The sequence below is a fragment of the Metabacillus sp. 113a genome (genome assembly GCF_050107635.1).
Lineage (GTDB): Bacteria > Bacillota > Bacilli > Bacillales > Bacillaceae > Metabacillus_B.
Map to the genome: position 1 here is coordinate 68,619 of NZ_JBNILJ010000007.1, position 21,033 is coordinate 89,651.

Below are 21,033 nucleotides of genomic sequence, written 5' to 3' on the forward strand. Positions count from 1 at the left end.
CTTTTTAATCCATCTGCTGATTCCCCATCAGCCTTATTATCCGGAAGCTCTTATGCACTCCGGCTGTCAGCCGGCACGGTAAAGTTTTTATTTCAGTTTCAGCTTCGCCAGGGCGTCTGCTAATGCATTATTGGAAAACTCATCATCCTGTTTTTTCATATAATTTGCAACTTCTTTTTTGGATACTTTATGATTTTTTTCCTTCTGTTTCCTTTCGTTGAAAGCCGAAAGCTTCTCACGGTGGCCGCATACACACATAAACATTTGGCCTTCCCCTTCGCCCCGCAGCTCCAGCCGTTTATGGCATTTAGGACAGCGGGCGTTGGTCGTCTTTGAAATGTTCTTCCTGTTCCCGCATTCGCGGTCCTGGCATACGAGCATTTTCCCCTTTTTCCCTTTTACTTCAAGCATCAGCTTGCCGCAATCCGGACATTTCGTTCCTGTCACATTATCATGCTTGAATTTTTGGCCGCTGTTTTTTATATCGGTCACGACTTTACCGGCGTACGTTTTCATCTCTGTAATAAACCGGTCTTTCGGAAGCTTCCCTTTAGCAATCGCAGCAAGCTTTTGCTCCCACTCGGCCGTGAGTACCGGCGACTTAAGCTCTTCCGGCACTAATCCGAGCAGCTGCTTCCCTTTAGATGTAACGGCAAGGTTCTTCCCGCGTTTCTCGATGACAAATGAGCTAAAGAGCTTTTCTATTATATCTGCACGGGTAGCTACTGTTCCGAGACCCCCGGTTTCCCCTATCGTTTTGATCAGTTCCTTGTTTTCACCGGCCATAAATTTCGCCGGATTTTCCATCGCTGATAAAAGGGTTCCTTCATTAAACCGTTCAGGCGGCTTTGTTTCTCCGGTCGTTTGAGTCAGCTTCGGTTCAAAGCGGTCGCCCTCTTTAACAAGCGGGACATCTGAAACGGATTCTGCGTCCGAATCTTTTCCCGCTGCTTCTTTCCAGCCCATAGCAAGGACCCTGTTTCCTTTTGCGGCAAACTCTTCTCCGCCGATATCGGCCAGGATGGAGGTTTGCTCATATTCATACGGATCGGACAGAACAGCAAGGAACCGCCTTACAATCAAATCGTATATGTTTCGCTCCTGGCTGGTAAGTGAAGATAAGAGCGGTGTCTCTTCAGTCGGAATGATGGCATGGTGGTCGGAAACCTTGGCATCGTCCACAAACGATTTGCCTGCCTTGATTCCTTTTCTTAAAATTGCCGCTGCATATGGTGCGTACGGTTTCACCTCACATGCTTTCACCCTGTCTTGAAGGGTTGAAACCATATCGGATGACAAATACCTTGAATCGGTTCGGGGATACGTAACGGCTTTATGCTGCTCATACAGCTTTTGCATAATGGAAAGCGTCTGCTTGGCAGAGTATTCAAACCGTGTATAGGCATCCCTCTGAAGCTCGGTTAAATCGTACAGCGGAGGTGCAAAGCTTTTTTTCTTTGTCCGTTTAACCTCTTGAATAACAGCCTGTTTATTTTGGAGCTGCTGCAGAAGGCGGTCGGCCTGTATTTTATCAAACAGTCTATTTTCATTCGTTTTTTTATGCCGCCATGTCAATTTCAGCCCTTCCATGCCTGAAGCTAATAGACCGTAAAAGATTTTGGGCTGAAACTGGCTGATCTCTTCTTCACGCTTTGCAATCATTGCAAGGGTGGGTGTCTGAACCCGCCCGCAGGAAAGCTGGGCATTAAACTTTGTTGTCAGCGCACGTGTGGCATTGATTCCTACAAACCAATCCGCTTCAGAACGTGCAACAGCTGAATGATAAAGGTACTCATACTCTTTTCCGTCCTTTAGGTTTTTAAATCCCTGACGGATTGCCTGGTCTGTGACGGATGAGATCCACAGGCGCTTCAGCGGTTTATTCACCTTCGCTTTTTCAAGGATCCAGCGCGCCACGAGCTCCCCCTCACGGCCGGCATCAGTTGCAATCACGATTTCCTTCACATCACCGCGTGTTAAAAGGGACTTTACCGCATGATATTGCTTGCTGCTTTGCTTAATTACGGTCAGCTTTAATTGTTCCGGCATAATCGGCAGCTCATGTAAATCCCACGACTTATATTTTTGATCATACGCTTCCGGATCCGCAAGCGTCACCAAATGTCCAAGCGCCCAAGTCACAATATACTGGCCGCCCTCCAAGAATCCATTCCCTTTCCGTTCCGCCTTCAGTACACGTGCAATATCCCTCGCTACAGACGGCTTCTCAGCTAATACCACTGTTTTACTCATTTTAACATCCTTTCAGGCAGCATGAATCGTTGCCTTTCTTTATATAAATCGCATCATTCCGCGCGAAAATAACCTTCTTACAGTTTATCAGAAAATGGGGAGGGTGCAAGAAATGGGGGCCTGGCCCGTAATCCACCGGACGTTATAATCCGCCTTCGCATATCCGTTACTCTTAATGGAAGTTCTCCCATCCGCCAATAAAACCTCAATAAAGAAAAAAGACCCCTGCAAAGGGTCCTCATTCCAATACTATCTCTTTCTTCCATTCCTTCTTCGTTCTTCTTCGCTAAGGATATTTCCGCCGTATAGAACGTTCGGCTCAAGCTTAAGACCGAGCTTGCCCGCGTATTGTTTAAGTTCACGCTCTTCTCTTTCTGTCACAAGAGAGATGACGGTTCCGCTCGCGGATGACCCAAGTCTGCCTGTACGGCCGGAACGGTGTACAAATTGGTCGATGTCTTCCGGGAAGTCCAGGTGGATGACTTGTTCAAGATTTTGGATGTCCAGCCCTCTTGCTGCGACGTCTGTTGCAATCAGCAAAGGCGTGTCACCTTTCCTGAACTTCTTCAAGGCGGCTTCCCGATCCGTTTTCCCGCTTTCGCTGTGCAGGATGCTTACCGGCATGCGATTGTAGGCCAGTTTTTCGGCTGCCACATTTACGCTCCCGATGTCCTTCATAAAAGCAAGCGTCTTAACCGGGGCAGCTCTCATGATTTTTTCCAGAGCTTTCAGCTTGTCGCGCTGTTCACTGACAATATAAAGGTGGCGCACCTCTGATTTGATGGCTTCTTCCCGGGCTATATTGATTTTCACCGGTTCCTTCATCATCGCTCCGGCAAGCTCCTCGGTTTTCGTCGAAAGAGTAGCCGAGAACAGCAGCAGCTGGCGGTCCCGCTGAGTGCTTTTAATGATCTCCTCGATGATCTTCATATGCTCCGGCACAAGAAGCTGATCCCCCTCATCCAAAACAATCGTTTTTACTTCGTGCATTTTAAGTTTCTTCATTTTTATCAGCTCATGCACCTTGCCGGGTGTACCTGTAATGATGTGAGGATTCTTTTTCAGCTTCTCAAGCTGACGCTTCGGATTTGCACCTCCAATAAAAGAGGCGGTTCTTAATTCGCTTCCTTTAATCCATTCCTGGATAACGGCATGAATCTGCATGACGAGCTCATGAGAGGAGGCCAGTATAACAGCCTGGGGCTGCTTGCCTTCCGGGTTCAGCCTCTCCAAAACGGGGAGGAGATACGCCAGTGTTTTGCCGCTGCCGGTCGGAGATTTTGCCAGAACATCTTTATTTTCCATAATCGGCTCAGCCGATTGTGCTTGAACGGTTGTAGGAGCAGGAAAAGCAGAATGCTTCCACGCTTCCTGTATAAACTGCTGGAATGTTTGTATATACGATGCTTGGGACATTCCTTCAACACCTTTTCTGTTAGTTATTTTCGATCATTCAACATTGTAAATAATAGCATCAATTCAGCAGAAAAGCCATGACGCGCCCTATCTGTTGATTTCAGCAAAAAAGCATGCTAGAATAACTTACGAACGGTCGTAAGGAGAGTGAAGCCATGAAAGCAGATGAGTTAAAGCAAAAGGCACTGATTGTTTTTTCACAGCACGGGTATGAAGGAGCATCTCTTTCTTTAATCGCTGAGGAAGCAGGAATCAAAAAACAATCCATCTACTCTCATTATAAGAGTAAGGATGATCTGTTTCTTCAAACAGCGGAGGACGTGTTTCAGCATGAAATGGACCATGCCATTGCCAGTCTTAAAACAAAATCAGCCGAAGATATACATTCCAGGCTATATGCATATCTGACGGATTGCATGGAAAGATACGAAAAAAATGCGGAAACAAAATTTTGGCTCCGTACAGCCTTCTTCCCCCCGGAACATATGTATAAAGAGCTGATGACACAAGTATATAATCATTTGGATGTTCTTGAAGCCGCACTTTTCGAGCTGTTTGAGGGTGCTCGGATAGTTACAGATTCCAGACAGGCCGCGATTGCGTATTTAGGTGTGCTGGACAGCTTGTTTGTTGAAATGCTTTACGGAGGGAAAGACCGCAGTCAAAAAAGACTGGATGCATCATGGAGCATTTTTTGGAAGGGAATTCATTAGGAGGGATTTACATGAATCGATATTGGATCTATGTCGTACTGGCCAGTTTTTTTGAAGTAGGCTGGGTAATTGGATTAAAGCACTCAGATAATGGGCTGGAATGGACTGGAACGATTATTGGCATTATCGTGAGCTTTGGAGTTATGCTTCTTGCTGCTTCCAAGCTTCCAGTCGGTACGGTTTATGCCGTATTCGTTGGACTTGGCACAGCAGGAACCGTTTTAGCGGAAATCATCTTCTTTAATCAGCCGGTAGAGCCCTTAAAGCTTTTAATGATTGGGATTTTACTTGTCGGAGTTATCGGACTTAAGATGGTCACTGATGATACGAAAGGAGAGACAGGCTGATGGCATGGATTGCTGTAGTATTTGCCGGATTGTTTGAAATGCTTGGAGTTGTTTCAATGAACAGGCTCACAAGAAAGCGTTCGATTGTAAATATGCTATTCTTTGCAGGAGCCTTTTCTGCAAGCTTCCTTCTCCTTTCAATCGCCATGAAGTCACTCCCTATGGGGACAGCGTACGCGATCTGGACCGGCATCGGCGCAGCCGGCGGTGCCGTTATGGGCATGATCCTGTACGGCGAGTCCAAGGAGTGGAAAAGGATTCTTTTTATCGCTTTGATCCTTGGGTCTACTATTGGTTTAAAGCTGATTGCCTGATGGCAGGCTGGAAGGTTTTTGAGAATAGAGAGCAGGGTTCCGCAGATGGGACCCTGTTTTCTTTTGCATTGAATCGTTTGGATGGAAGGGGCTGTGGATAGTGGATATTTGGCTGAGAGTATTCAGGTACAGGTGCAGTTCTGTCCGTTGAGTTAGGATACGCTCGGCCGGCAGTGGTTCTGGTTTGGGTTTGGTTCCGGGTATTTGGCTCGGGTGCTGGATCCGGGTATTTGGCTCGGGTTCTGGTTCCGGGTGCTGGTTCCGGTTTCAATAATAGCTCTGGTTCTGGATTCCGGCTCTTTTAATCGTTCTGGTCCGATAATGGTCTGGTTCGCCTCCGACCCCCGATGCGTTAAAGCACCGGGGGCTGGAGGCACTAGTTCATTATTCTTACTCTCCCAACGCTTTTGACACCTAGGGGACGGAGGATAACCAGTTGATATAATCGGGGTCGGAGGCAGCCTCCGACCCCTTTTTTCTGTATTTTCGGGGACAGAGGGAACCATCTCCAGTGCCTTGTCCTGCAAGGTTTCAAACTGCATAGGGACAGAGGTTTAATGCTTTAGCAAAGCGGGGGTCGGAGGTACCGGAGCTTTAATGCTGTAAAGAAACCGGGGACAGAGATACGGTGCTGTCAGCCCTTATGTACCGCGGATCGGCGGAGCTGGTGCCGAAGCTTTCGTGCGGCAGTGAAAGTGGGGTCAGGCGCGGTGCCTGGCCCGCACTGCTTTAACGCGGTGCGGGTCAGAGACCAGCACTAGTAAACCCTTGCGGCACAGCGGATAGGAGAGATGGTGCCAGAGCTTTAGCTCTTTAGCAAAGTGAGGGACAGACCCCAGCAGCGGACCGCAAAGCCCCGAGCGAGTGCGGCAGCTTTCATTTTGCGATGGGCAATTTTACGGTAGCCGTCGTTCCTTTTCCTTGTTGGCTGGAAAAGTGGATGGAGCCTTTATGCCGTTTGATGATGCTGAAGCAGACAGCAAGACCAAGTCCGGTCCCTTTTTCCTTAGTGGAATAAAAGGGTTCCCCGAGCTTTGCAAGCCTCTCTTTTTCCATTCCTGAACCATTATCCTTAATGGTAATTACGGCGCAGTTATCTTTTACGAAAAGCTTTATGGCAACAAAACCTGCCTGCGGAATGGCTTCAATGCTGTTTTTAACCAAATTCAAAAAGACCTGTTTAATTTGATTTTGATCACAGCAAATTTGTAGAAGGTGTTCCTGTTCCGCTTCAAGGCTGATCATGACGTTTTTCATATTTGCTTCGCCTTCGATCAGTGCAATGACATGCCTGATTATGAAATGCACATTTTCCTTATTAAAATGGACATCCTGCTTTTTGCCAAGGGCCAGCATTTCACCGGAAATAAGGTTGATGCGGTCGATTTCGGACATCATGATGCTCAGGTGCTGGTCATCCACTTGTTTGGAGGCAGACATCAGCTGGACGAACCCCTTAAGAGAGGTAAGCGGATTTCTGATTTCATGAGCAACAGATGCAGCCAGTTCTCCGATGATCGACATTTTTTCAGTTGTGATCATCAGTTCTTCGCTGGCTTTAAACTCGGTGATGTCCCTTGCGATTCCAAAAACACCCTGTATCTCTCCATCTACAATCATAGGGAGCAGGGAGCAGCGGAGAATGCGTTTCTGGTTCAGACGGGTGTTTACCGTGAGTTCGAATTTTTGAGGATTCCCTTCCAGGACTTTTTCAAACAGATCTTTCGCTTTTCTCTGTTCATCCATTTTAATGAAATCCACCGCGCTCCTGCCTTTTAAAGAGGATTCCTTCCATCCGATTATCATCTCGCCTTCAGGATTAAGCGCCATAAGCCTCCCGCAGCAATCCGCTTCAAATACGCCATCGGGGTTGTGGTGGAAGAGAGACCGGTAGTGTTCATTGCTCCGTTCAAGCTCCCGTTCCTTTTGCTTAAGCTTTTCTTTTGACCGGATAAATTCCCTTGTGCTCCTATGTACGAGTGCATACAAACAAACACTTGTAATAAAAATGTACATCCAGCCTTTATATTGCTGGAAAAAGCTGTATAAATGCAAATCTTTTCTGGCTATAAGCAAGGAAAGATAGTCTGTACTGAAAATCCAGATAACTCCTATAATGAGGTAAATTAGTGCAATTTTAAGTGCAATTTTTCTGGAGGGTTCCATAACCGGCCACCTACTATTATTTTCTTCTACTATTGTAACGAAAAGTCTGCTGGATGTGTGAAAAACCTTTTGGTAAAAGATTGCATTCTATTCTTTGCTCTTATTCCCATTTGTTTTAAATGCATTTCACGATAAAATAGTTTTAGAAACCTATCTATAACGGGTACATCATTTACATGAGGATTGACCGAGGAGGACCTATCACTTGAATGGAATTATCTTATTTGCTGTTGCTGCATTTTTATTAATGACTTTTCGTCTCATTACGGTTGTCCGCATGAAAAATGCCCCGAAAGGCAATAAACGAATGGCTTGGCTGCTTTACGGGATCGGAATTGGAGCGCTGGCAGGAGCTGTGCTTGTGCTGCTGAATACGGTTTCTGTTGCTCCTTAATAAAGAGATTGATAAAACCCAGCTGCTGATTTCCGGTGCAGGCTTTTGCTTATCAATGGGCTGGGAAGCTCCTCTAAGCTTTGCGCTTGCGGGTCCCATCCGTTCTGCTTCTCTCTCAGGAGGATTGCACCTTCCGCTCCAATCAGCAGGACTTACTAACAAAACCCATTAAAAAGAGCGGATCACTGGGATCCGCTCCTTTTTGATGACGTTATTTTGCGAATACATGGTCGCCGATTGTTGTGGTCACTTCTTTTCCGTTAAGAAAGCTTGAGCTGGCTTTATCAGGATTATAGAAGTAAAGAGCACCTTTGCTGATGCTGGAATAAGAGATTGCTTCATTGACCGCATCTTTTGATTCCTGGCTGGCAGGATTATTGATTTGGCCGTTTGCTACCGGTGAAAATTGCCCCGGTTCGTTGATTACCTCATTTACACTGTCGGGGAATTTATCACTTTCCACGCGGTTCATAACAACAGTGGCTACCGCTACTTTTCCTTCATAGGACTCACCCTTGGCTTCAGCCTCTACAAGGCGGGCCATTAACTCTTTATCTGCATCGGATACCGCGTATTCAGCACCCTTTACATCTTCTGCGCCTGCTACAGGAACCTGAAGGGTTTCACCTGTGTAAATCATATTATCTGAACGGCTGTTGGCTTCCTTCAGTGCATCAATTGAAACGCCGTATTCTTGTCCGATTTTATAGTAAGAATCACCTTGTTGGACCTTGTAACTTTCAGCACTTGCTGCGTTCGCTTGCCCAGCAAAAGTAAGAGCTCCAATTGCAATGCTTGAGGATAATACTAGACCTTTGGCTTTCATATTTGTTTCCTCCCTTTGTGTTTGCTCCTAAACAACCCTAACAGAAAAAAAATATGGTTTCAAAGGATATGTATTCCCTGAAAAGAGTTTCATAGGCAATCTATCCACTTCTCGCCAACTCACGTACAGATTCTTTACTATTTCAAACTTATTCGGCTTATTTGATTGATTTTCGTCCAAAAAGGAGATAAAATACTTACTTAGGTAAATAAATGAGGTGAAAAAATGGAGGATTCTAGGAATATCATCCATAATCTGCATCAGCTCGTAAGGTACTTATCAAAGGAATCGAATGCCCGCCTTCAGGACCATGGAATTTACAGTGCCCAATGGTCTATTTTATATTGTCTGATCCGGTTCGGACCCATGTCGCAAACCGAAATTTGGCGTTACATGAACGTGGAAGCCCCAACCGTCACAAGAACGATTGCCAGATTAGAAGAAACCGGCTGGGTTAAACGGGAGCCCGGGGCCGATAAGCGGGAAAGAATTGTTTCATTAACGGCTGATGCGGAGGGAAAGCTTGGCAGCATCAAAGAAACGATGATTTCATTCGAAGAGGAAATGCTGCAGTATTTGGATGAGAATGAACGCCGTACATTAAGCCGTCTGCTCCAAAAAATCGGCAGCTGACAAATCATAGGGAATCCATCACGATTGGGCCCGTTTCTTCCAAAAAATTGACCGTATTAAAGGAGGTTCAACATGACTGCATCCACAAGTAAAGCTCCTATATGGACAAAAAGCTTTATCAGTAATTTTATCATTAACTTTTTTATTTTCATGACGTTTTATGCCCTGCTTACTGCTCTGCCTATCTATGTTGTAGAGGATTTAAACAGGTCAAATGCCGAGGCCGGACTGGTCATTACCGTATTCATGCTTTCCGCCATTCTAGTCCGTCCTGTCTGGGGAAAGCTTCTCGAACGGTTCGGGAAAAAAATCTGCCTGATCATCGGGATGATTTTGTTTATGCTCACCACTGTTGTCTATGTATGGGTTGATCAATTTGCAAGCTTGCTTGTCCTGCGATTCATTCACGGCATTTGGTTCAGTGTCATTACAACGGCAACCGGTGCGATAGCAGCTGATATTATTCCGAAAGAGCGGCGTGGAGAAGGATTGGGATATCATGCGATGTCAATGAATCTCGCCGTAGTTTTCGGTCCTTTTCTTGCGTTAACGCTTCTTCAGTTCACAACATTTACCGTCTTGTTCGTTCTTTTCACTGTCTTGGCTGTAGCGGGGGTACTGTTCAGCTTTGTTATCAAAGTGGAACATTCCGTACCCCCTGCTGCTGCACGTAAATTTACAGCCTCTGATTTGCTCGAGAGATCAGTGATACCGATAGCGGTGATTGGCGGCCTGATTGCATTTTCTTATTCAGGCATTATTTCCTTTATCTCCATCTATGCCAAAAGCTTGGGACTTACCCAGGCAGCAAGCTACTTCTTCGTTGTATTTGCTGTGGTCATGCTGTTATCAAGACCATTTGTAGGCAGGCTCTTCGACCGGAAAGGCCCTGCTATTGTCATGATTCCCTCTTTTATCGTTTTTGCAGCCGGGATGCTGCTGCTCAGCTTCACCGATACAGCTTGGATGCTGCTCATGTCAGGCGCACTGATCGGACTTGGATACGGCTCTCTCGTTCCCTGTTTCCAGACGCTCGCTATTCAAAGAGCCCATCCATCAAGGAGCGGACATGCCACTTCCACCTTCTTTACGTTCTTTGATATAGGTATAGCAGGAGGCTCCTATATTCTAGGCATGCTCGCAACCGACTTAGGCTACTCAAGCCTGTATTTATACGCCTCAGGGCTAATCATTCTTACCCTGTTTATCTTTACAGCTGTAACGCGGAAAAAACAGACAAGCTATCTGCCTCAGGATCACGCCTCCTGAAGAGAAAAGACCAAATCTTTGCGGATTTGGTCTTTTTTTATGTTAATTGGCCGCCTCCAGCTGCAGCTGCTTTTCCGCAAGCTTGCGGTATAAAGAATGGCTTTTCAGTAATTCCTCGTGTCTCCCCTGTCCTGTTAATTTCCCGTTTTCCAGGATGAGAATCTGATCGGCATCAACGACTGTGGATAACCTGTGGGCAATCACAAAGGTAGTTCTGCCTGTCATTAGATTTTTCAGCGCCTGCTGGACTAGAACCTCCGATTCGCTGTCGAGATTGGACGTAGCTTCATCGAGCAGAAGCAGCGACGGATTTTTTAAAATGGCCCTCGCAATCGCAATCCGCTGTTTTTGCCCTCCGGAAAGCTTGACCCCTCTTTCTCCTACCTCAGTTTCATAGCGGTCGGACATTTTTTCAATAAACTCCGCTGCATTCGCAAGCTCTGCCGCCTGCTTGACCTCTTCGTCCTGAACCTCACCCTCGATTCCGTAGCAAATATTATCCCGGATCGACCCCGACATAATAGGACTGTCCTGGGAAACATAGCCGATCTGCCTTCTCCAGCTTCGCAAATCAAAGCTGCTGATGTCCTGTCCCCCTATCTTCACACTGCCCTTTACCGGCTTATAAAACCGTTCGATCAGCGAAAAAATGGTGGTTTTCCCGCCGCCGCTCGGTCCGACCAGTGCCACCGTCCTGCTTGGAGAAACGGTAAAGGATAAGTCCGTTAATATCGGTTTATCCTCTGAATAACTGAAATGTATATGTTCAAACCGAAGCTCTTTATTTAAGACATCCGCTTTCTCAGCCCCATTCTCTTCGGCATTCATAGTAAAGAGCTCCTGAATTCTGTCTGTCGCGCCCATCGCTTTTTGAAAGGCCGTGAAAAAGGAGGCAAGCTGGGTAAATGGAACAATAATCTGAAACACGTAAATGATAATGGCAACAAGGGTTCCTGCCGATAAATCCCCTGTTGCAACTCTCACACCTCCGTAGCCGATTAAAATAACAAGGACAATCATCATGATTGTTGTCATGAACGGCGAAATGATTGCCTGAATTTTGGCTTCCCGGAGTCCGAGCTTAAACAGGTTCCCGATTCCATTCTTTCCTTTTCCTTCCTCAATATCTTCCCCGCTGTAAGCTTTGACAAGCCTGACTTCGCCGAGCACACGGCCCAAATCCCCGCTAAATGAAGCCATCCCATCCTGTGTCGCCTTTGAAATTCTATATATTTTCGTCCCCATCGGCCAGAGCAGCAGCATAGAGAGCGGAATGACCGCGAGCATGATGGACGTCATCTTCCAGTCCAGCATGAACAGGATAACGACCGAACCGGCTATTGCGATAATCCCTGAAATGAATGTTACAAGGTGGTTCGTAATCAATGTCTTGATTGTATCGGTATCCTGGGTAATGCGGCTCATCGTTTCTCCGGACTGGTGCTGGTCGAAATAAGAAACCGGCAGCAGCAGAATGTGGCTCCACAGCTGTTCGCGGATTCCTTTCACAATGGCTTCCCCTATGTACATCAGCATATAGTAGGAAAAACCGGCGCCAACGGACTGCAGCACGAACGCTCCTATTAAAAGAACAATTACATTGGAACTTAGTGAGGCAGCTCCTGCCTGGTCCACCAAATCCTTGGTGAAGATCGGCACAATCAGTCCAGCCCCTGTTTCAAGCAGGCTCAGGAACAGCACCGCCGCTATCATCCATGCTGAAGGCCGGTGTTTTTTCAGCAGTCTGATAAACGCATTAAGCTGATGTTTTTCAATTCTTTCCGTTTGTTCTTTCATGATTCAGTCCCCTTTTTTTCTCCCTTTGATTCACTCCAGTAAAATTCAAAGGCCCTTGCGATTAGCTTTTCCTCCTCTTCGGTGAACGGAGAAGCTGCAGGTATTTCTTCTTGAGCAATCGCTTCAAGCCGATCCCAGTTCTGGCCAAGATAAGTATGTTTGGTCATCATCTCCTCTTCCCCAAGCATTCCGGACAGGAGACGTAAACATTCCCTGATTAACATCTGAATTTCGTTTGATTCAGGGGTATACTCCTGCAGGGAATCCTTCATTTCCTGGAAAAGCAGCACGGTCTTTTTATGTAGAATCAGCCACTCTTCTTCTGAAAAAGTTTCCAAGCGGGCAGCGTATTTCTCTGGAAAATGAGTTTTTACCCACTCCATATGCTCATCTTCCTTTTGTATGCTTTCAATTACAAACGCAAGAATCTGAAGATTGGGCCGCTTCTCTTCTTCTAAAAGGGTAAGAGCATGATCCAGTGAGAGAATAACCCGGCTTATATGGCTCTGCTTATGCTTCATCAATTCCCTCTGCATTTCGAGGGATGATTTCAAATCACCGTCAGCCGCTGTCAGCAGTTTACGTATTTGTTTCAGGCTGAAGTCAAGAAACTTAAGTGAAAGAATCTGCTGGAGAATGACCAAGTCTTCATCCTTATAATACCTTCTGCCGGACTCGCTCACATAGCTCGGCTTCAGCAGCTTCTGCTGATCATAGTAGCGAAGCGTTCTTATCGTAACACTTGTCTTTTTGGCAAATTGTCCGATCGTGTACACTGGGATAACCTCCTTATGCCTCATTATATATCCTGACGTTACGTTAGAATCAACTTCTTATGCAGAAAATGGTATACTATTGCTCGAGGTGATCATGTATGTCAAAAAGCAAAGCCAGGAAGCAGCGGGAACACACAATCCGAAATCATGGATCCGATACGGCAAAGCTAAGAGGAGCCGCCCCCGACTACAGCTTGCATGAGCGAAAAACAATGACAAAGCAGGAAAAATGGAAGAAAACCTATTCAAAGCATAAAAAGCGATCCCTTCACGGAGCCAGTGATGAAGGAATCGCTTTTTTGTTTAGCCGGAGGACAGGTGTGAAAAGTTGGCGAATCTTGTCGTTTGGCCCGTATTTGGACGAAGTTGGCCCGTATCCGGGTAAACCTGGCCCGTATTCCTGCTAAGTTGGCCCGTATCCGGCTCTAGTCGGCCCGTATCCAACTCCACATTGACACCGAGTGGCTCCGTGTGTGCCTCTGTTTCACTTTTTTCCATCTATCTGACCGCTTTTCTGTCCGTTCCCGCTGAAAACCGCGACTGCTTTCCCACCCGCCAGTTCACAAAAAAAGCCAACCACCCATCGGGTCATTGGCCAATTCGGTTATCCTGTTCGAGTTCGATCCAATTTTCGGACCAGTTTTCGATTTCCTTCAGTATAGGTTTAAGCGCTTGGCCTTTTGCTGTCAGCGAATATTCAATGCGTACAGGGGTTTCAGGGATAATGGTGCGCGTGACCACACCGTTTTGCTCAAGATCTTTGAGCCTGTCTGACAATACTCTTCCGCTTATGGAGGTAGATGCTTCCAGGACACTAAATCGTTTCGGACCATCGAGCAGCTGATGAATAATCAAGCCTGTCCATCTTTTGCCGAGCATTTTTATTGCCTGCTCAAACCGGGGACATATGTGTAAATGTTCCATTTTCATCACTCCCACCCTCATTATAGCGCAGGATTACTAAAAATAAAAAAGTTACATTTTACAACCAGCTTTTTTTCAGCAGAAGTCTTCATAGCCGGTCATTTGTATACTAAAGGGTCTATCTTGGTTTAGTCATGGGGCATCAAGGAAACACCTCCTATAAGGGGGGGCTTGATTTAAATGACCATAATAGCCGTGCTGCTTGTATCCTTGGGTTTGGTTCTTTCTCCGGTGATCGGATTTGTTTATCCATATTGGAGGGAAATTCAGGGAGAAGAAGATTTATCAGAAAAGCAGTTGTTTGGCGTTCGCGCTTTAGGAATAGGGGTATTGCTTCTCACGGTAATCATCGGACAATTCCTGCTTCAGCTATAAGCTGCCGAACAGCATTAAAGCCAATGGTTCATTCATGCGGTTCCGGAAATTGGATTCATCTGCTTGGATAAAATGGGCAAGCTATTAGTGAAAATCCGGAAAGGGGAATGTGTATGGCCTTATTTGACAAGCTTTTCAGTAATGAAAATAATGATAGCGCAGGGAAGAAAGACTTTCTGGCAGCGGTTGAGGAAAGGCGATCCTACTATGCCATCAGCAAAGATCCCGTTGGCCCGGACGATAGGATTAAAGAAGTGGTCGAACATGCTGTCAAGCACACACCTTCTTCCTTTAACTCCCAGAGCGCGCGGGTTGTGGTCCTTTTGGGAGAACAGCATAGCAAGCTCTGGAGCACCATCACGACAGAGGCGCTGAGAAAGGTTGTTCCTTCAGGCCAGTTCAGCCCGACAGAAGAAAAATTAGAAGGCTTCGCAAACGGCTATGGCACGGTATTATATTTCGAAGATCAAGCCGTGATTGAGTCTCTTCAGCAGCAATACCCTCTTTACCGTGAAAACTTCCATACATGGTCCGAGCAGTCCTCCGGCATGCTGCAGTTTGTCATATGGACAGCACTGGAGCTGGAAGGGTACGGGGCCTCTCTTCAGCATTACAACCCATTAATTGATGAAGCGGTTCAGAAAGAGTGGAAGCTTCCGGCAGGCTGGAAGCTGATTGCTCAAATGCCTTTCGGTAAGCCTGTATCGCCCCCTGGACCTAAAGAATTCAAACCGCTCGGGGAACGTGTACAGTTTCATAAATGACTTGGGAACCTGACGAATATTAACGGCCCGCGAGGCCGTTTTATTTATATATCCGTATGAATTTCTCTCCATTTACAGACAAGCTCTGTCCTGTGATAAAGGACCGTTCATGAGACGCCAGATATATGGCGCCACAGATCTCCTCCGCTCCTTTTACCTGCATCCTGACATCTTCCTAATTTGCAACATCTGCCTGAATGGCAGCTGCAGAACCCCCTGCAGCGCGAATTTCCTTTGCTGCCTGCACGGCCTGTACAGTATTCCTGTGATAATTCCCGGCGGCGAATGCTCCTTCTTCAGCAAGGGCGTACAAATGGCAGCACCGAGCCCGCGTCACCCCCGGTAACGATAGCTAACTGATTTTTAATCCTCAAATTAATGCCCTCCTTTTCCAGTATATTACTCAATAGAAAATCAGCATTATTGTGATGGAAAAAGCAGTGTGATAGGCTGATACTTGAAGTCTTCTGAAAGAAGGGAACCCGGTGAAAAACGCTCGCATTTATTTTACTCTAGTCGGCATTATGCTCTTGTGGGGATTTAATGTCCCTCTTCTAAAAATTATTGTTGGAACATTTCCTCCCGTCACGATTACCTCGTTACGGATTTTCACAGCAAGTATTTGTGTTTTTATCATGCTTTATTTTCTAAAACTTCTCCGGAGGCCCACTCTCCGTGAAACAGGTTTGATTATCGGATGCGGCTTATTGAACGTAGTGGCCCATCATTATTTTTTGTCGATCGGCCTTTCCATTACCAGCTCGACAAATGGCGGCCTCATTTTAGGGCTTGGCCCCATTCTGGTGGCCATTCTGTCGATTATTTTTCTTAACAAGAAATTAACGGTCATCCGCCTTACCGGCTTCCTGCTCGGTCTAGCCGGTGTTTCTTTTACCGTTATAGCCGGCGGGAAGGGCATCAGTGCCGTGAACGCCGGAGATGTATCCATTTTTTTCTCCATCCTTACCCAGGCATTCAGCTTTGTGATTATTAATAAATCCTGCAAAAATATGGACCCGAGACTGCTGACCGGTTATATGCTCTTTTTCGGATCGATCGTTCTTTTTGTCATCTCTCTTTTCACAGAGAAAGACGGCCTTTCCTCCCTTGCCGGCGGAAATCCGAAAGTATGGACAGCCTTTTTCCTATCCGCCGTATTTGCGACAGCCATTGGGCATATGACGTACAATTATGCCATCGGCCAGGTTGGAGCGGCAGAGTCCGCTATTTTTATGAATCTCAATACTCTTTTTGCTCTTGCCGGTTCGGTTCTCATTTTAAACGAGACCGTTTACCCTTCCCACCTTCTCGGATTGCTCCTGATCATATCAGGTGTTATTTTAGGGTCAGGCGCTTACGAAGACTTGAGATCGAGAATGAGACGCAAGCACAGCCATTCTGCACAATAGGACAAAGTTTTTGAAAATCAAAGCATATAAAATTATGATGGGAAAAGGACAAGCTGAAGGAGGCAATACCATGGGTCAATCACTGCAAGGGAAAACAGCCTTAATTACAGGGGCAGGCCGGGGAATCGGGCGTGCCGCAGCCCTTCATCTCGCAAAAGAAGGGGTTCATGTAGGACTGCTCGGAAGAACAGAAGAACATCTTAAAAAGACTGCTGAAGAAGCCCGGGCATTAGGTGTAAAAGCGTATTACGCTTCTGCCGACGTGGCATCCAATGAGTCTGTGAAAAGAGCTTCTGCACAGCTTGAAGAGAATCTTGGTTCCATTGATATTCTCATTAACAACGCAGGCATTGCAAAATTCGGCGGCTTTCTTGAGCTTGCGCCGGAGGATTGGGAAAACGTGATCCAAGTAAATCTGCTTGGCTCTTACTATGTTACACGGGCTGTCCTGCCGGGCATGATTGAACGGAAAGCGGGGGACATTATCAACATCTCCTCCACCGCCGGCCAAAAAGGGGCGCCAGTTACAAGTGCCTACAGCGCTTCTAAATTCGGATTGCTTGGCTTGACAGAGTCACTTGCGATGGAAGTCCGCAAACATAACATCCGTGTTTCCGCCCTTACGCCAAGCACCGTTGCAACGGATCTTGCCATTGATAACAATCTGACGGACGGAAATCCAGACAAAGTCATGCAGGCTGAAGACATTGCGGAATATATCGTCGCCCAGCTCAAGCTCAATAACAGGACATTTATCAAATCAGCAGGGCTATGGTCTACGAATCCTTAATTGAAGCAGTCTGAAAAGTCCTGCTGCAATATGAAAAATCCCCGGTATGATGCCGGGGATTTCTTTGTACATCCTTTTAGTTCTAAAAGTATTAGGGGAACTCCTTCAGAAACAGAGTCTTGCCGGTGAGCAGCCCCCAAGCGGGAATCAGCCAGAGCAAAGGAAACCGGACTCGCCTGACAACTTCTTTGATCCTGAATGAGAGCTCCCATGAAGAATTCAGGAATTCCTTTTACGCCCGCCGCCATCTACTGTCAGTTCAATAATGGCAATTAAAGAGGCCGCGATTACTTGAGTGATCGTGTTTATATGTATAGATTGCATAACCATGCTTAGAAAAGAGAAGATAGACCATGTAACAATGAAGCTTGCCAGAAATTTAACAAACCTGGCAGCAAGACCATTTATGGCCGTTTTTGAAAGCAAGACAACAAATACCTTATTCACTATATCCCCTGCCAAACCAAGGAGAAAGTAAAAAATCACAAACTGAACCAGCGAGGACAGAGAATCATAGTGAACTCCTGCCAGATTGAAAATACCGGCTATCCCAAAAAAATAGGCAGCAAATACAAATACAATCGTAAGAATCACGATTACTGATAGCGCGGTCACAACAAAAATCTTAATACCTGCCGTTTCTTCACTAAACGGCTTATCATCATGCTCCAGTATCATCCACTCCTATAATAGATATATCTTCCATTTTACCATTCAGCCAGAGTTATTTTGCATCCGTACAAATAACGATTTTCCCCTAAGAGTTTTTGATAAAAAAAGGAAAAAATCCCGACTGCAAATCCTGGTTTAAAACTCCCTTCTTTAAAATTTGTCGGATGCCCCGTCCAATAGTCCTGTTTTCTATTATTATTCTATGTTAGCTTTTTCCTTTTATACTATAGTCATTTTAATGAAAACCCTTCACAATACGTGATTTCAGCTGATACGGACTGCCGGCTGTTCAAAATTTCAAACCTGATATTACTGAATGAAATGTTTTTGTAACATAAATAGAAACTGTTTGATACACGATTGTCATATAAATCTAGTAATATTAGCCATCATATACATAAAGGGGACTAGGACTTTTGAAGAAGTTTATTTTGACAGTCAGTGCAGGTATGTTCTTGTCGTTTGGAATCTCAGCCGGTGCCTCCGCAGCCACATATTCCGTCAGATCAGGTGATTCTCTTTGGAAAATTGGTCAGAAGCATAATGTTACTGTGAGCCAGCTTAAATCATGGAACAGCTTGAAATCAGACTTGATTAGAGTGAACCAAAAGTTGACAATTTCACCGTCTTCCGCGAAAGCTTCTGTAAAACCGGCTTCCGCAAAATCCGGATCAAGCTATACCATTAAATCCGGGGACACTCTTTCAAGAATTGCTAAAACGTATAAAACGTCCGTCAGCCAGCTGAAAAAATGGAACGGCTTAAAATCTGATACAATCTACGTGAACCAAAAGCTGATTGTTTCCGCTTCTGCTTCAGCACCAGCCGTTAAACCAGCTTCCGTTAAACCAGCTTCTGTTAAACCAGTTGCCGTAAAATCCGGATCAAGCTATTCTGTTAAATCCGGAGATACTCTTTCAAGAATTGCTAAAGCCTATAAAACGTCCGTCAGCCAGCTGAAAAAATGGAATGGCTTAAAATCTGATACAATCTACGTTAATCAGAAGCTGATTGTTTCCGCTTCTGCTTCAAAACCGGCCGTTAAACCAGCAGCATCCAAACCAGCAGCAAAACCGGCGGCAAAACAATCATATAAAACGATGACTGTGACAGCAACTGCTTATACAGCCAGCTGCAAAGGCTGCAGCGGGATCACCGCTACAGGCATTAACCTAAAGAAAAATCCGAATGCAAAAGTGATTTCCGTAGATCCTAAACAAATTCCGCTTGGTTCTAAAGTTTATGTGCCAGGTTATGGAACGGCAATTGCAGGTGATACCGGCGGTGCCATCAAAAACGGTAAAATCGATATTTTCCTATCTTCCCGCAGCGCAGCTCTTAAATGGGGCGTTAAGAAAGTAACGATTAAAGTCTACAACTAAAAAACACTGGCTGCAAAACAAAAAGGAGCAGGTCCCATGGGATCTGCTCTTTTCATTTCAGAGGTATAATGGCGGAACTATTCAGTCAGCTGACCTGTTCTTCTTTTTTATAGATAATTAATGTATGGCCATCCCCATAAGCAAAACGGAGATCGTGCCCGATGCGGTTCAACGCAGGAATCAGGGTATTGTGATACTCTTCCTCTTTTATATCTTTAAAGTGCAGCCTTAATGCCTTGTTAATTCGGACATCAAGGTCCAGCTGCTCTGAATCCTCGATAGAAGCCCGAAGAAAATTTGGATTAAGGATAAAATATTCGTGAATATCATATAAGACCACATGCAGATTGCTCATTGGATTTCCTCCTATCCATCATTAGCTTATTTATTCCCAATAGCGGAGGACGCTATACAGGAAAGTAGTTGGCTAGAAAGGATCGTAAGTTCCAGCATTTTCTTTGGCTGTGTAAGGAAGTGAAATTTTCACCGTGGTTCCTATACCAGGCTGGCTTTTGTAAACGGTTTTGCCTTCCATTGCATCAATGATTCCAAGGGATACCATCGTACCAAGTCCTGTGCCTTTTTCTTTTGTTGAATAATACAGGCTGCCGAGCTTTGCCAGCTGCTCTTTCGTCATCCCTATGCCGGTATCGGCTACGGTAATTTCTGCTTTTTCTCCTTCCACTGACAGCAAAATGGCTACAGATCCACTCTCGGGAGTAGCTTCTATTGCATTTTTAATAAGGTTGATCATAGCCTGCCGCAGCTGGTTCCTGTCTGTTTCCAGAATAATTTTTGTTTCAGCCTGACAGGTTAATGTAACTCCCTTTTTTAGTGCCAGAGGGTTCAGAAGCTGTGTAACATCCTTCAGGAAATTGCTCAGCTCAAAGGTTTCCACTATCTCTAATTGTGGCTTGGCAAAGTTCAAATAGCTGCTGATAATGGATTCAGCTCTGTCCAGCTCACTTAATATGAGAGGCAGATAGGGCAGGTTTCCTTTTTTATCATCTGCTTTTATAAGCTGTAAAAACCCTTTTACAACTGTAAGCGGGTTCCTGACTTCATGTGCTATAGATGCTGCCATTTCACCCAGCGTATTCAGTTTTTCAGCTCTGAAGATTTCCTCCTGGAGCCTGTTCCTTTCAATGCTCGCTTCATGCAATAGTGCGGCAAATCCCGAGCCGAGCATTTGTATAGCCCCAAGGATGAAGATAAAATAGCTGACTTCCGCTGTATAAACGATGTCTGCATTCGAGGCAGTCATGTAGCTTAAAACAACTCCCTGCTGGATAATCACCGCCCAGAAAGCTGCTAAGACCGCCCACATCACTCTTTGCCATTTCTTTTCCGTTTTGTTAAAGCTTTTGCCGGCGAGCATGGGACCCGCAGCCGAAAGAATGGCTATTAAATAGCCGTACAGCAAGGCATCTCCGCCTACAAAGGTTCTCATAATAAAGATAGCAGCCAGTACAATAAACCCGCTGTGCAGCCCGCCGTAAAGAAAAGCAAGCACTAAAGGAACATAACGGAGATCCCAAAAAAACCCAAGACCTTCATAGGCAAACAAAATACAAAGAGCAGCGGAAAAGCCATGGAGGATTCCAATCAAGTACGAAGTTCTTCCAATGGAACGTTCAGAGAAAAAAACACTGTGGATCAGGATAGGAGCAAGAACAATCAGAACGTGCAGTAATAATTTTTCTACGATCATAATCTCTACCCCGCAGCTATTTTTTTATTAAATACGACATCTATTTCCATTATCCCTCTTTCAGGCAGGTATTTTTGTCGATTTTATAACCAGGCACTTCTT

At 45.5% G+C, this 21,033-nt stretch carries 22 protein-coding genes; 12 read left to right on the top strand and 10 right to left on the bottom strand.

Annotation, left to right across the window (positions count from 1 at the left end):
* Positions 1-87: 87 nt before the first annotated feature.
* Together ACQCVE_RS12400 and ACQCVE_RS12405 are read right to left on the bottom strand one after the other, a co-directional pair.
* Complete coding sequence (locus tag ACQCVE_RS12400) at positions 88-2,253, bottom strand: DNA topoisomerase III (protein ID WP_426863009.1); 2,166 nt, start codon at positions 2,251-2,253, stop codon at positions 88-90.
* 249 nt (positions 2,254-2,502) lie between these two features.
* Complete coding sequence (locus ACQCVE_RS12405; protein ID WP_426844742.1) at positions 2,503-3,669, bottom strand: DEAD/DEAH box helicase; 1,167 nt, start codon at positions 3,667-3,669, stop codon at positions 2,503-2,505.
* 155 nt (positions 3,670-3,824) lie between these two features.
* Here ACQCVE_RS12405 and ACQCVE_RS12410 point away from each other — a divergent pair, with 155 nt between their 5' ends.
* The 3 genes from ACQCVE_RS12410 to ACQCVE_RS12420 are packed head-to-tail and all read left to right on the top strand — an operon-like array spanning position 3,825 to position 5,043.
* Positions 3,825-4,382, top strand: a complete 558-nt coding sequence (locus ACQCVE_RS12410; RefSeq protein ID WP_426844743.1) for a TetR/AcrR family transcriptional regulator — start codon at positions 3,825-3,827, stop codon at positions 4,380-4,382.
* Between the two features lie 11 nt (positions 4,383-4,393).
* Complete coding sequence (locus ACQCVE_RS12415) at positions 4,394-4,729, top strand: DMT family transporter (protein ID WP_426844744.1); 336 nt, start codon at positions 4,394-4,396, stop codon at positions 4,727-4,729.
* Positions 4,729-5,043: a DMT family transporter gene (locus tag ACQCVE_RS12420; protein WP_426844745.1), complete on the top strand. Its 315-nt coding sequence runs from the start codon at positions 4,729-4,731 to the stop codon at positions 5,041-5,043. Before ACQCVE_RS12415 ends, ACQCVE_RS12420 begins: the two co-directional genes overlap by 1 nt.
* An 876-nt stretch (positions 5,044-5,919) precedes the next feature.
* Here ACQCVE_RS12420 and ACQCVE_RS12425 read toward each other — a convergent pair.
* On the bottom strand, positions 5,920-7,209 hold the full coding sequence (locus tag ACQCVE_RS12425; RefSeq protein WP_426844746.1) for an ATP-binding protein: 1,290 nt from the start codon (positions 7,207-7,209) through the stop codon (positions 5,920-5,922).
* Between the two features lie 205 nt (positions 7,210-7,414).
* Between ACQCVE_RS12425 and ACQCVE_RS12430 the strand changes: the two genes are divergently transcribed.
* Positions 7,415-7,603 (top strand): hypothetical protein, encoded by a 189-nt coding sequence (locus ACQCVE_RS12430; RefSeq protein ID WP_426844747.1) that lies wholly within the window; start codon positions 7,415-7,417, stop codon positions 7,601-7,603.
* A gap of 211 nt (positions 7,604-7,814) precedes the next feature.
* On the opposite strand, the gene ACQCVE_RS12435 is transcribed toward ACQCVE_RS12430, so the two are convergent.
* Entirely contained in the window at positions 7,815-8,429 is a 615-nt protein-coding gene (locus ACQCVE_RS12435; protein ID WP_426844748.1) for a cell wall hydrolase, read from the bottom strand.
* A 225-nt stretch (positions 8,430-8,654) separates the two neighbouring features.
* Between ACQCVE_RS12435 and ACQCVE_RS12440 the strand changes: the two genes are divergently transcribed.
* Positions 8,655-9,062: a MarR family winged helix-turn-helix transcriptional regulator gene (locus ACQCVE_RS12440; RefSeq protein WP_426844749.1), complete on the top strand. Its 408-nt coding sequence runs from the start codon at positions 8,655-8,657 to the stop codon at positions 9,060-9,062.
* A 72-nt stretch (positions 9,063-9,134) separates the two neighbouring features.
* Positions 9,135-10,331 (top strand): MFS transporter, encoded by a 1,197-nt coding sequence (locus tag ACQCVE_RS12445; protein WP_426844750.1) that lies wholly within the window; start codon positions 9,135-9,137, stop codon positions 10,329-10,331.
* A gap of 42 nt (positions 10,332-10,373) precedes the next feature.
* On the opposite strand, the gene ACQCVE_RS12450 is transcribed toward ACQCVE_RS12445, so the two are convergent.
* Both ACQCVE_RS12450 and ACQCVE_RS12455 read right to left on the bottom strand, forming a co-directional pair.
* Positions 10,374-12,128 (bottom strand): ABC transporter ATP-binding protein, encoded by a 1,755-nt coding sequence (locus ACQCVE_RS12450; protein WP_426863010.1) that lies wholly within the window; start codon positions 12,126-12,128, stop codon positions 10,374-10,376.
* On the bottom strand, positions 12,125-12,904 hold the full coding sequence (locus tag ACQCVE_RS12455) for a MerR family transcriptional regulator (RefSeq protein ID WP_426844752.1): 780 nt from the start codon (positions 12,902-12,904) through the stop codon (positions 12,125-12,127). The genes ACQCVE_RS12450 and ACQCVE_RS12455 overlap by 4 nt, the downstream gene beginning before the upstream one ends.
* Positions 12,905-13,002: 98 nt before the next feature.
* Between ACQCVE_RS12455 and ACQCVE_RS12460 the strand changes: the two genes are divergently transcribed.
* Positions 13,003-13,311 carry a hypothetical protein gene (locus tag ACQCVE_RS12460; protein ID WP_426863011.1) on the top strand — a complete coding sequence of 103 codons (309 nt, stop codon included), beginning with the start codon at positions 13,003-13,005 and terminating at the stop codon, positions 13,309-13,311.
* Between the two features lie 181 nt (positions 13,312-13,492).
* Here ACQCVE_RS12460 and ACQCVE_RS12465 read toward each other — a convergent pair whose 3' ends face one another.
* Positions 13,493-13,828 (bottom strand): winged helix-turn-helix transcriptional regulator, encoded by a 336-nt coding sequence (locus tag ACQCVE_RS12465; protein WP_426863012.1) that lies wholly within the window; start codon positions 13,826-13,828, stop codon positions 13,493-13,495.
* A gap of 180 nt (positions 13,829-14,008) precedes the next feature.
* Here ACQCVE_RS12465 and ACQCVE_RS12470 point away from each other — a divergent pair, with 180 nt between their 5' ends.
* The 4 genes from ACQCVE_RS12470 to ACQCVE_RS12485 all read left to right on the top strand — a co-directional run bounded on the left by ACQCVE_RS12470 (position 14,009) and on the right by ACQCVE_RS12485 (position 17,166).
* Complete coding sequence (locus tag ACQCVE_RS12470) at positions 14,009-14,203, top strand: hypothetical protein (RefSeq protein ID WP_426844755.1); 195 nt, start codon at positions 14,009-14,011, stop codon at positions 14,201-14,203.
* A gap of 113 nt (positions 14,204-14,316) precedes the next feature.
* Positions 14,317-14,967: a nitroreductase family protein gene (locus ACQCVE_RS12475; protein ID WP_426844756.1), complete on the top strand. Its 651-nt coding sequence runs from the start codon at positions 14,317-14,319 to the stop codon at positions 14,965-14,967.
* A 485-nt stretch (positions 14,968-15,452) separates the two neighbouring features.
* Positions 15,453-16,376 (top strand): DMT family transporter, encoded by a 924-nt coding sequence (locus ACQCVE_RS12480; RefSeq protein ID WP_426863013.1) that lies wholly within the window; start codon positions 15,453-15,455, stop codon positions 16,374-16,376.
* A gap of 70 nt (positions 16,377-16,446) precedes the next feature.
* Positions 16,447-17,166: a 3-ketoacyl-ACP reductase gene (locus ACQCVE_RS12485; protein WP_426863014.1), complete on the top strand. Its 720-nt coding sequence runs from the start codon at positions 16,447-16,449 to the stop codon at positions 17,164-17,166.
* 219 nt (positions 17,167-17,385) lie between these two features.
* On the opposite strand, the gene ACQCVE_RS12490 is transcribed toward ACQCVE_RS12485, so the two are convergent.
* Entirely contained in the window at positions 17,386-17,844 is a 459-nt protein-coding gene (locus ACQCVE_RS12490) for a YrvL family regulatory protein (protein ID WP_426863015.1), read from the bottom strand.
* 410 nt (positions 17,845-18,254) lie between these two features.
* On the opposite strand from ACQCVE_RS12490, the gene ACQCVE_RS12495 reads away from it, so the two are divergent.
* Complete coding sequence (locus ACQCVE_RS12495; RefSeq protein ID WP_426863016.1) at positions 18,255-19,220, top strand: LysM peptidoglycan-binding domain-containing protein; 966 nt, start codon at positions 18,255-18,257, stop codon at positions 19,218-19,220.
* Positions 19,221-19,305: 85 nt separating this feature from the next.
* Here the strand turns inward: ACQCVE_RS12495 and ACQCVE_RS12500 are convergent, their stop codons facing one another.
* Together ACQCVE_RS12500 and ACQCVE_RS12505 are read right to left on the bottom strand one after the other, a co-directional pair.
* Positions 19,306-19,575, bottom strand: a complete 270-nt coding sequence (locus ACQCVE_RS12500; RefSeq protein WP_426844761.1) for a hypothetical protein — start codon at positions 19,573-19,575, stop codon at positions 19,306-19,308.
* Between the two features lie 72 nt (positions 19,576-19,647).
* Positions 19,648-20,931 carry an ATP-binding protein gene (locus ACQCVE_RS12505; protein ID WP_426863017.1) on the bottom strand — a complete coding sequence of 428 codons (1,284 nt, stop codon included), beginning with the start codon at positions 20,929-20,931 and terminating at the stop codon, positions 19,648-19,650.
* Positions 20,932-21,033: the final 102 nt, after the last annotated feature.